Source organism: Rhizobium nepotum 39/7, from assembly GCF_000949865.1.
Classification (GTDB): domain Bacteria; phylum Pseudomonadota; class Alphaproteobacteria; order Rhizobiales; family Rhizobiaceae; genus Agrobacterium; species Agrobacterium nepotum.
In genome coordinates this window covers 316,405-324,312 of sequence record NZ_JWJH01000002.1, presented here as the reverse complement: position 1 = coordinate 324,312, position 7,908 = coordinate 316,405, and the positions used below count along the sequence as shown (strand labels likewise).

Annotated in this window: 13 protein-coding genes and 1 riboswitch; of the genes, 8 read left to right on the top strand and 5 right to left on the bottom strand. The window is 61.3% G+C overall.

Features of this window, described 5'->3' with window-relative positions; all coding sequences use genetic code 11:
* Positions 1 to 202 precede the first annotated feature (202 nt).
* From RS75_RS03210 to RS75_RS03190, 5 genes are all read left to right on the top strand, one after another.
* On the top strand, positions 203 to 637 hold the full coding sequence (locus RS75_RS03210) for a c-type cytochrome (protein WP_045017277.1): 435 nt from the start codon (positions 203 to 205) through the stop codon (positions 635 to 637).
* Positions 638 to 860: 223 nt separating this feature from the next.
* On the top strand, positions 861 to 1,781 hold the full coding sequence (locus tag RS75_RS03205) for a cytochrome c (RefSeq protein ID WP_045017274.1): 921 nt from the start codon (positions 861 to 863) through the stop codon (positions 1,779 to 1,781).
* A 202-nt stretch (positions 1,782 to 1,983) separates the two neighbouring features.
* Positions 1,984 to 2,209: riboswitch (cobalamin riboswitch) on the top strand.
* A 169-nt stretch (positions 2,210 to 2,378) separates the two neighbouring features.
* Positions 2,379 to 2,561 carry a CbtB domain-containing protein gene (locus tag RS75_RS03200; RefSeq protein ID WP_045017271.1) on the top strand — a complete coding sequence of 61 codons (183 nt, stop codon included), beginning with the start codon at positions 2,379 to 2,381 and terminating at the stop codon, positions 2,559 to 2,561.
* Between the two features lie 10 nt (positions 2,562 to 2,571).
* Positions 2,572 to 3,288, top strand: coding sequence for a CbtA family protein (locus RS75_RS03195; RefSeq protein WP_045017268.1), 717 nt, complete (start codon positions 2,572 to 2,574; stop codon positions 3,286 to 3,288).
* A gap of 4 nt (positions 3,289 to 3,292) precedes the next feature.
* Positions 3,293 to 3,607, top strand: a complete 315-nt coding sequence (locus RS75_RS03190) for a hypothetical protein (protein WP_045017266.1) — start codon at positions 3,293 to 3,295, stop codon at positions 3,605 to 3,607.
* Positions 3,608 to 3,775: 168 nt separating this feature from the next.
* Here RS75_RS03190 and RS75_RS03185 read toward each other — a convergent pair whose 3' ends face one another.
* Positions 3,776 to 4,342 (bottom strand): type 1 glutamine amidotransferase family protein, encoded by a 567-nt coding sequence (locus tag RS75_RS03185; RefSeq protein WP_045017264.1) that lies wholly within the window; start codon positions 4,340 to 4,342, stop codon positions 3,776 to 3,778.
* Here RS75_RS03185 and RS75_RS27290 point away from each other — a divergent pair.
* Positions 4,341 to 4,466: a hypothetical protein gene (locus tag RS75_RS27290; RefSeq protein WP_267884601.1), complete on the top strand. Its 126-nt coding sequence runs from the start codon at positions 4,341 to 4,343 to the stop codon at positions 4,464 to 4,466. The genes RS75_RS03185 and RS75_RS27290 overlap by 2 nt on opposite strands.
* Here the strand turns inward: RS75_RS27290 and RS75_RS03180 are convergent.
* From RS75_RS03180 to RS75_RS03170, 3 genes are all read right to left on the bottom strand, one after another.
* Positions 4,445 to 4,933: a GNAT family N-acetyltransferase gene (locus tag RS75_RS03180; protein ID WP_045017262.1), complete on the bottom strand. Its 489-nt coding sequence runs from the start codon at positions 4,931 to 4,933 to the stop codon at positions 4,445 to 4,447. The two genes, RS75_RS27290 and RS75_RS03180, sit on opposite strands and share 22 nt — an antisense overlap.
* 205 nt (positions 4,934 to 5,138) lie before the next feature.
* On the bottom strand, positions 5,139 to 5,552 hold the full coding sequence (locus RS75_RS03175) for a MerR family transcriptional regulator (RefSeq protein ID WP_045017259.1): 414 nt from the start codon (positions 5,550 to 5,552) through the stop codon (positions 5,139 to 5,141).
* A gap of 94 nt (positions 5,553 to 5,646) precedes the next feature.
* Positions 5,647 to 6,000 (bottom strand): hypothetical protein, encoded by a 354-nt coding sequence (locus tag RS75_RS03170; protein ID WP_045017256.1) that lies wholly within the window; start codon positions 5,998 to 6,000, stop codon positions 5,647 to 5,649.
* 129 nt (positions 6,001 to 6,129) lie between these two features.
* Here RS75_RS03170 and dmeR point away from each other — a divergent pair, with 129 nt between their 5' ends.
* Together dmeR and dmeF are read left to right on the top strand one after the other, a co-directional pair.
* Positions 6,130 to 6,402: a Ni(II)/Co(II)-sensing transcriptional repressor DmeR gene (dmeR, locus tag RS75_RS03165; RefSeq protein ID WP_045017253.1), complete on the top strand. Its 273-nt coding sequence runs from the start codon at positions 6,130 to 6,132 to the stop codon at positions 6,400 to 6,402.
* 83 nt (positions 6,403 to 6,485) lie between these two features.
* Complete coding sequence (gene dmeF / locus RS75_RS03160; RefSeq protein WP_045017250.1) at positions 6,486 to 7,475, top strand: CDF family Co(II)/Ni(II) efflux transporter DmeF; 990 nt, start codon at positions 6,486 to 6,488, stop codon at positions 7,473 to 7,475.
* Between the two features lie 111 nt (positions 7,476 to 7,586).
* Here dmeF and RS75_RS03155 read toward each other — a convergent pair whose 3' ends face one another.
* The gene (locus RS75_RS03155) at positions 7,587 to 7,859 is read right to left on the bottom strand and encodes a hypothetical protein (RefSeq protein WP_045017247.1); all 273 of its coding nucleotides are present in this window, start codon (positions 7,857 to 7,859) and stop codon (positions 7,587 to 7,589) included.
* Positions 7,860 to 7,908 lie beyond the last annotated feature (49 nt).

Here is a 7,908-nt window from a genome sequence, read left to right as displayed (position 1 = left end):
GGATCAGGTCCCGCCGCTCCAGGTTTCTGTTTCAGCATCGGACGATCCGAAAACCGCGCACACTTTTCGGTCCGATGCCCTAGACTTCTGTTTTCACGAAGGAATTCACCGCAATGTGACTTCTTTTCGCCATGCGGAAAGGGCATCCTCGCGCCGTTGCATCTAGCGTCCGGTGCGCCTGCCGGAATCAAGGAGAGAGTGTATGAAACTGAAAACCATCGCGGCGGCCATGCTTTTCGGCTGTCTTTGCGCCGGAGCGGTTTACGCTGCCGGCGAAGTCGAAAAGCGTGAAGGCATGATGAAGCAGATCGGTGGCTCCATGGGTGCGCTCGCCGCCATCTCCAAGGGAGAAAAGCCTTACGACGCCGATGTCGTCAAGGCTGCCGTCACGACCATCAGCACCAACGCCAAGGCTTTCCCCGACCAGTTCCCGCCCGGCAGCGAGACCGGTAGTGCTGCGGCACCCGCCATCTGGGAAAACTTCGAGGACTTCAAGGCCAAGGCCGCCAAGCTCGGTACGGATGCGGATACGGTTCTCGCCGGTCTCCCTGCCGATCAGGCCGGTGTCGCCACCGCCATGAAGACGCTGGGAGCCGATTGCGGCGCCTGCCACCAGACCTATCGTCTGAAGAAATAATGTGTCGGAAGACCGCTTTCGAGCGGTCTTTTCCCGGTCGCGGGTAGGCCGTGAACCGCTCCCGCGTCATCCTCGCCCCTGAGGCGAGGATCCATAAGCCGTCGAATTGTGGATCCTCGGGTCAGGCCCAAGGAAGACGTTCAGCAAGCGGGAGGGCTATCGATAATCTCGACCGCCTTCGGGCGGCCAAACATGCTCGATCGGGCAAAAGGGGAGAGGGGTCATGTCTTCCATCTGGACGAAGCTTGCGGGCGGGATCGCGGTTGCGGCCATTGCGGGTTACGGAATTTTCGCGTGGGTCACTGCCCCTCAGCGGCTGGCGCCCAGCCATTGGGTCAGCCTTGGCGAGCCGGATCTGGCCAATGGCGAAACATTGTTCTGGGCGGGCGGCTGCGCAAGCTGCCATGCGGCGCCCGATGCCAAGGGCGATGCGCTTTTGACGCTTTCGGGCGGGCAGGCGCTGAAAAGCCCCTTCGGCACCTTCCATGTACCCAATATTTCCTCCGATCCGCAGCATGGCATCGGCAGCTGGACGCTGGCGGAATTCGGCGATGCCATGACGCGCGGTGTCGGCAGGAACGGCGAACATCTTTATCCCTCCTTTCCCTATGCCTCCTATGCCCGCATGACGCAAAAGGATATCAACGACCTCTACGGTTATCTGCGGGTTCTGCCCGCCAGCCCGAACGACGCGCCGGATCATGATCTGCCGTTCCCATTCAATATGCGGATAGCGCTGGGCGGCTGGAAATTCCTCTATTTCGATACGTCCGCGCCGCCCCGCGTCGAGCTTGCGAATGCCAATGCCGAATTGCTGCGCGGCCAATATCTGGTGGAAGGACCGGGCCACTGCGGCGAATGTCACACGCCGCGCAACGCGCTCGGCGGTTTTCTGGAAGGAAAATGGCTGGCCGGCGGCCCCAACCCGGAAGGCGAAGGCCGCATTCCCGATATCACGCCCAGCTCCGAAAGCATCGGAGCATGGGCGGCGGCCGATATTGCCAGCTATCTGGAAACCGGCTTCACCCCGGAATTCGACAGCGTCGGCGGCTCCATGGTCAAGGTGCAGCAGAACATGGCGCATCTGACCGCAGATGACCGCGATGCGATTGCTGCCTATCTGAAGGCCATCCCGGCGCGGTAGATTTGGGGTCGAAGACACGACGACCCGTCATGCCGGACTTGATCCGGCATCCAGCCACGGCGCGTCTGCGCCGTGAGAAGAGTCTTTCGCGATCAAGGACTTGATCGCGCTGGACCCCGGATCTAGTCCGGGGTGACGGAGGTGGAAGCGACGGCGCGCAGTTCGAACGAGAGCCCGCCATTGACTCCCGCACCCACCCGTCGGATAACAATCCCGTGATGGTTCCTTCCGGGCGTTCCGGAAGGTGAAAAGGGAACACGATAGGGAGACATCCTCATTCGTGGCTGCCCCCGCAACTGTGAGCGGAGAGCCTGAAACGAAATGCCACTGGTAAGCCATCTCGCCGAATCCGGGCGAGGGTGATGCCGGGAAGGTGTTTCAGGTTTTGACCCGTAAGCCAGGAGACCTGCCATCACGGAAATGTCCATGCCGGCGGGGTGTCCGGAAGAGCGGAATTTCAGGGTGGCCAGGCACAAGCTGCCTCCCTGTGTCAGTCTCGTTATCCCCGTGGTGAAGTGTATCGCATGCGGCTGCGCGGCTTTTTTCGCCGTTCCGCCGCATCTAAAGGCGCGGGGTCGCGCCGCAGGAGGGGTCACCATGTCCATCAACCAGAATACGGCGAATGCCGCCGTTTCAGCAAAAACGGGCAGCTTCGCGCAATCGCTGACGGCGATCGTGCTTGGCCTGTTCGTCGTCGGTTTTGTCGGCTTTTCGCATGTGGAAGCCGTTCACAATGCCACGCATGACACACGTCATGCCAATGCGTTCCCTTGCCATTGAGGGGTGAAGCATGTCGTTTTTTCGTAATATCGTTTTCACCGCCATTCTCGTCGGAATCGTTGGCGGTTTCGCCGTCTCCGCCATGCAGGCTTTCGGCACCACGCCGCTGATCCTGAAGGCGGAAACCTATGAAAATGCCGGCGGCGAAGCGCCCCACAGCCATGATGCTCCGGTCACGACCGGCGCTGCGGTTCCCGCGCACGAACATAATGAGGAAGCCTGGGCTCCAGCCGATGGCTTCGAGCGCACCGCCTATACCTTGGCCGCCAATATCCTGACCGCCATCGGTTATGCGCTGGTGCTGACGGGCCTCATCTCGCTGCGCGGCACCAATGCCGGCTGGCGCGAAGGTCTTTTGTGGGGTGTCGCCGGTTTTGCCGCCGTCATGCTCGCACCGATGATCGGCCTGCCGCCGGAATTGCCGGGCAGCCCGGCCGCAGCGCTTGAGGCGCGGCAGATCTGGTGGCTCTCGACGGTTGCCGCAACTGCGGGCGGCATTGCGCTGATCGCGTTCCGGCGCGAACCCTGGGCAATCGTGCTCGCACTGGTGCTGATCGTTGCTCCACATGTGGCGGGTGCGCCGCTGCCGCCGGAAGGCGAACATGCGCTGGCACCGCTGCCGCTGGAGCGCCAGTTCATCGTCGCCGCCACCGTGACCAGCTTTGTTTTCTGGGCCTTGCTCGGAACATTGAGCGCGTTTTTCCTGAAGCGCTTCCAGTCGGCATAAGCCTATGCAGGACGCAGCGGAATGGAGTGACGAACTCGATGCGCTGCGTTTTGCCGTTCCTGGTCACGGCGCTTTCTGCGCCGTGCACCGCCTTGCCTTCAAGGCAGTCCTCGGCGCCAGCCCCGAACGGGAAACGGCGCTTGCTTTTTTCCACGATCATGAGGCCGCTTTTACGGCCGCAGCGCTTGCCAAGATAAAACGCGCGGGCCTGCCCGCCGGTCGCAACCTGCATTTGAACAGCCGCGATATCCGCCGGGCGATTGCGGGCGAGGGTGCGGAGCCTGCGCCCCGCGTGTGCCGTGTGCTTGATAGAGGGTAATACCTGGTGAACTTTCTTCCGTCATGCCGGCCTTGGGCCGGTATCCAGCCGAAGCGCGTCTGCGCGGCGAAAAGAGTCTTCTCAGCCCAAAGACTTGGACTGGCTGGATACCGGCTCAAGGCCGGCATGACGGAGGGAAGGTCCGCAAACCATCCAGCCCATTGCTCCTCACCGGTGTTCCGCTGCAAAAGTTCCAAGTTCCGCCTCGGCTTCCGGACCAAAGAGGCCGAGGTTTTTCAGAATTTCCACAGCGAAACTGACCGGCGCACTGCCGGCTGCCGTGACGATGCCGCCATCGCTGACCGCCTTCGGCTGATCGCGATAAAGCCCATCGCCGCGATAGGCGGGATAGGCCTTGTGTGACGCGGGCGAGTTGCCGGTATGCGCCACATCGTTGAGGACGCCCGTGCCCGCAAGCGCGCTTGCTGCCGCGCAGATGCCTGCAACCAGCCGATCCCTGTCGCGAAACCGATGCACCAGCTCGCCAAGATCGGCAGCCGTTCCCTTTTCCCAGCTCAGACCGCCGGGAATGACGAGCGCATCGATGTTATCAGGGTCGAGCGCATCATAGGATGTGTCGGGCGTAACGTTGAGCCCGCCCATCGAAATCACGGGCCGCCCGTCCGGGGTAGCATAAACGATCTCGACGCCAAGATAGCCGCGCGCCGCCGCAGCAAGCAGCGCCGGTTCCCAGTCCGCAAAATCCTGCGCGAGCGCAATGGCGATCCGTGTCATGTCCGTCTCCGTTGGTTTCGATCAGGCGATGGGCTTGCATGTAGCGCATGCCGGTGACGAGCATATGGCGATCCGTGTCATGTCCGTCTCCGTTGGCTTCAATCAAGCGATCGACTGCATGTAGCGCATGCCGGTGACCGGCCGGGGCGCGAAATCCATGTTCTCGTAGAAACGATGCGCGGCTACATTGCCGGTCGTGGCGCTGACGGAAAGATAGTCGCAGCCGAGACGCTTGGCGATATCGCGGGCGCGGGAAACGAGGTGCTGGCCGGTGCCATGGCCGCGATGGCCGTCACGCACGAAAAGGTGGTGCAACTCAAGCCCACGACGGCCTTCCTGCGCCCTGTAGAGCGGCAGCATCAGCGCGTAGCCGATCAGTTCGCCGTCTGCTTCCGCCACGAGACCATGCACCCAGGGAAGCGGGCCGAACAGGTCGCGCTCCAGCTTCGCCGGCGTAATCGCCGCCGCATCGCCGTGGTAGGTGGCAAGCAGCGTGATCATCTCGTTCAGCTCAGGCAAATCCGCCTTGCGCGCGCCGCGTATGATGACGACGGGCGGTCTTTCCAGTGTAAGGGAGCTATCTTCGGTCATTTTTCTGGTCCTTCGGTTTTATCGGTGCCGTCAGGACGCTTGAAAAACAACAAAGCCGCCTGACGGCGGCTTGTTGACAAAATGATCTGTCGAGCCGCCCCTTACAGGTAGGCCCAAAAGTACGAGCAGGAGATGGGTGCGCGTTCGTTGATCATGCCAATGCAATGCGCCCGAATCTAAAATCTGTCAAGCCTGCTCTTCAGCCTCAATGTTCGCCCTCGCACATGCCGTGGTTGGAAAGCGCGCGGATGACGTAACAATCCTCGATCGAGTGGCCGTCGCAATGGGCGACGATGCGCTCCAGTTCGTATTCCAGATTCTTCAGTTTGGCGATTTTTTCGCGCACATCGGCCAGATGTTCGGCAGCGATGCGGTCCGCACCCTCGCAGGGCATCTGCCGATGCTGGCTGAGCGCGATCAGTTCGCGGATCGCGTCGATGTTCAGGCCGAGATCACGCGCATGGCGGATGAAGGCCAGCCTTTCGAGGTCGGATTTTTCGTAGCGGCGCTGGTTGCCGTCCGAGCGGTCCGCCTCGCGGATGAGACCCATCTGCTCGTAATAGCGGATCGTCGGCACCTTGACGCCGGTACGCTTGGACAGTTCGCCGATGGACAGCATGGCTTTCTCCCTATCTCCAGAGCGGCGGAGAGAAAACCGGTCCGATGCTCTAGTCTCTAGAGATATAGCTTTTCAGCCTGCCTTTCAATGGGTGTCAGGCGGTCTCGTCCACGCCGAGCGCCTGGGCCAGGGCTTTCAGAACTTCCGTCTCGATACCGGATGCGGCTTCAGGCTGCGCGGAGGCGGTCATCTCTAGAGCGGGATCGGCTTTGGCGGGCGCGCCGCTGTCGAGGTTCCACAATGCGGCGGCAAGGCCGGCGGAAGCGCTGGCGGCGGCCGGTGCGACTGCCGTGGCAACGCCCTCGGCACTTGAAATGGCGCGATGGGCCGCGCGGGTCAGTTCCAGCAGGGCCTCGGTGGCGGAATGGGTTTCCCTGTTTTTAGTCGGCTCAAGGGCCCGGACCGGAGTTGCGTAATAGCTGCTGATGCTTGCTGTGACAGTCGTCATGACTGATTCCCCCTAAATTCTGATGGGCTATTTCTAGGGGCCGAAACATTCGCGAAGATTGCGTCGCTGAGGGCTTGAACGAAAAATCGTCGCAATATAGTATACCCCCCTATAGTATATGAGGTACTGATGTCCCATACGATCCGCAACAAGGAGAAGCTTCTCGCCCGCATCCGCCGCCTGAAAGGGCAGATGGAGGCGGTGGAGCGCGCATTGGGCGATTCCAAACCGTGCGGCGAGGTGCTGCAATTGCTGGCCTCGGTGCGCGGCGCGCTTTCCGGCCTGACGGGCGAGGTGATGCAGGAGCATCTGCATGAGCACGTCGTGCATGCCGAAAACGAAGAGGAGCGGGCGCGGGCGGCGGAAGAGCTGGCCCAGGTGCTGAAGACCTACATCCGCTAGCATGTCTCCCAAAAGTCCCCGCGGTTTTGGGAAAAAGACATGCGCAAAACAAAATGCTCTAAAAATCGAACAGGATTAGCGACATGACGACGACATCCGAATTTCCCACTGCGGCCGGCCACGACCATGTTTTCCTCGGCCGGAACCATGAGCGCAACGAAAAGCGCGTGTGGATGGTGATTGCGCTGACCGCCGTCATGATGGTGGCCGAAATCGTCGCCGGCCACTGGTTCGGCTCCATGGCGCTGACAGCCGATGGCTGGCACATGTCCACCCATGCGGGCGCGATGCTTATCTCGGCGCTGGCCTATCTTTATGCCCGGCGCGAGGCGCGCAATCCGCGCTTCACCTTCGGCACCGGCAAGTTCGGCGATCTGGCGGGGTTTGCCAGCGCCATCGTGCTGGCGGTGGTGGCGCTGCTCATCGCCGTCGAAAGCGCCATGCGCCTCTTCAATCCGGTCGACATCGACTTCAATCAGGCGATCTTCGTCGCCATTATCGGACTTGTCGTCAATCTCGTCAGCGCCGTGCTGCTGAAGGACGATCATGGGCATGACCATGGACACGGGCACCATGCCCATGGCTCGCATGCCCATCACGATCATGGCTCCCACGCGCATCACGATGACAATGGTGCAAAGGGCGGCAGGGACAATAATCTGCGTGCGGCCTATCTGCATGTGCTGGCCGATGCGCTGACTTCGGTTCTCGCCATCGTCGCGCTGTTGCTCGGCAAATGGAACGGCTGGTCCTTCCTCGATCCGGCGATGGGCATCGTCGGCGGTCTGGTCATTGCCCGCTGGTCATGGGGGCTGATCCGCTCCACCGCGACGACGCTGCTCGATGCGATGCCGCAGGCCGAGGACTTGCCGCAGGAAATCCGCCAAAGCGTGGAAACGGACGAGGATCGCATCACCGATCTGCACGTCTGGCAGGTCGGCCCGGGGCATCACGCCGCCATTGTCGCCATCCATTCGCAGGCGCCCAAGGCGCCCGCCTTCTACAAGCAGAAGCTTGCCGCCATCCATGAACTCTCGCATGTAACGGTGGAGGTCAGCCCGGCAGGGGTCTGATGGGAATCGTCTATTTCAGTTGAGTGATGAAGGCGCTTGAATCCCCCTCCGTCATCCTCGGTCAAGCCCGAGGATGACGGAGAGTGCGGTAGAGGCTTCGTATTAAAAAGCCTATTCGGTATATTCAGAATAGGCGCTGCGCACCCATTCCGCTTTGGCTTCCACCTCGACTTCGGCAGATGCCGCAGCCGGCGCGCTGCCATTGCCCACGGCCCACAGCACATTTGCCAGCGAATGGGAAAGAATGGTGCTGGAAACGGTCGGGTTGCCGGGGCCGCGTTTTACAGCCTGTTCCTCGGGCGCGTTTTGCGCGCTGCCGGGTTTTTCGATGTCGCGGACACGAGCCTGATAATTGTATCCGCCAATATTGCTTTCGATCTGCATGCTGGTGATTCCGCGTTCAAAAGTTAACAAATGGTTAACGATGGCGGCT